This window comes from Streptomyces sp. NPDC058671 (assembly GCF_042716475.1).
GTDB lineage: Bacteria > Actinomycetota > Actinomycetes > Streptomycetales > Streptomycetaceae > Streptomyces.
Window position 1 is genome coordinate 1 of the sequence record NZ_JBHXSA010000067.1, and the last position, 1,550, is coordinate 1,550.

General features: G+C 67.0%; 1 protein-coding gene and 1 pseudogene. One reads left to right on the top strand and one right to left on the bottom strand.

Translation table 11 applies throughout. The annotated features are described in order from the left end of the window. Nucleotides 1-65: 65 nt before the first annotated feature. Nucleotides 66-615: pseudogene (locus ACFWV2_RS33035) on the bottom strand (hypothetical protein). Between the two features lie 94 nt (nucleotides 616-709). Between ACFWV2_RS33035 and ACFWV2_RS33040 the strand changes: the two are divergent. Continuing rightward, a complete protein-coding gene (locus tag ACFWV2_RS33040; RefSeq protein ID WP_384411121.1) occupies nucleotides 710-1,480 on the top strand; it encodes a transposase in 771 nt (256 codons plus the stop codon). Nucleotides 1,481-1,550 lie beyond the last annotated feature (70 nt).

Genomic DNA, 1,550 nt, shown 5'->3' on the forward strand with positions numbered 1-1,550 from the left:
CTAAGGGATGTCCCGCAAAGATCTCGGATGCGAGTGCGGAGCTGCCTGCCGAGCTGGCGAGGTGCTCAGCCGGTGGTTCGTGAGGTGTCCAGGGACTGGGCGAAGTCGGCGAGCGTGTGGAAGTCGTTCTCGCGTAGGCCGATCCGCGGGTTGACGTGGTGGAGGAGCCCGGGGCCTTGGTGGTGGGCGGTCACGTACGTCTGATCCAGCTCGCTCTGCTCGTCGTCCACCCAGGCGAAGGGACGGCCGCCTGCGTAGCTCACCAACGGTCCGGTCTTCCAGTGGACTCCACCAGGACGCTCATGGAACAAGGCGTCACCGAAGTCCACAAAGGGAAGTTCCGGAAGGCCCAGGACCGGTGCGATCCACCGGTTCGCGTCGTCCATCCATGTGGTGGCCCAGCACAGCGAAGCCGAGCCGGAGCAGGATTCGTCCGTGCTCCGGGTTGAGCCAGACCCGCAGGGGGCGCCGTCGGGGCGCAAGGCCCCTGTCGTCCTCATGGGCATCGTTGCGGGGAACTCGGAGTGTGGTGTAGCCGTCGGGACGCCTCTCCGGCTTGGCCGCATAGGGGTTGAGCGGCCCGTCCACGTCGAGGAACAGCAGAGGTCGGTTCACGGTTCCCCCCGGGTCTTGCTCACTGTTGACTGCCCCGAGCAGCGTAGCTGCGGGATTGTCTCGGCATGAGGCCGGCCTGCGCGATGATCATGACGTGGCGAGTGTGATCACGGCATCGGAGCCGTCCTGGATAACCCCGTTCGCGGGGCTGAGCCCCCGCTGCTTCGGCAAACTGCTGACCATGCTCCGGCGCCTTGGAGCAGATGTGGTCCACCGCGGGCGGCCGTGGAGCCTTCCTCTGGAAGACCGAGTGCTGCTGGTCACGGCCTACTGGCGAACCAACCTGACGTTGCGGCAGCTCGCTCCGCTGTTCGGTGTCTCGAAGTCGACGGCCGGCCGAGTCATCAACCACCTCGGCCCCCTGCTCGCACTCCAGCCCCGCAAGCGGTTCGCCAAAGACACCGTCCTCATCGTGGACGGCACCTTGGTCCCCACCCGCGACCACGCCATCGCCGAGCGGTCGAAGAACTACCGGTACTCGACCAACCACCAGGTCGTCATCGACGCCGATACCCGCCTGGTCGTCGTGGTCGGCCGGCCGCTTGCCGGGAACCGCAACGACTGCAAGGCGTGGGAGGAGTCCGGCGCCAAGGCCGCCGTCGGCAAGACCACCACGATTGCCGACGGCGGCTACCCGGGTACCGGCCTCGTCATCCCGCACCGCCGACAGCGCGGCCAGACCGAACTTCCGGACTGGAAAGAGGAACACAACAAGTCCCACAGGCAGGTCCGTGCCCGCGTCGAGCACGTCTTCGCCCGGATGAAGACCTGGAAGATCCTGCGTGACTGTCGCCTCAAGGGCGACGGCGTCCACCACGCCATGCTCGGTATCGCACGGATGCACAACCTCGCTCTCGCCGGATAGGCAAGCGGGCCGCAGGGTGGCCCGCCATGCCCGACGCGCCCCGGAGATCATTTGCGGGACAGCCCTTAGG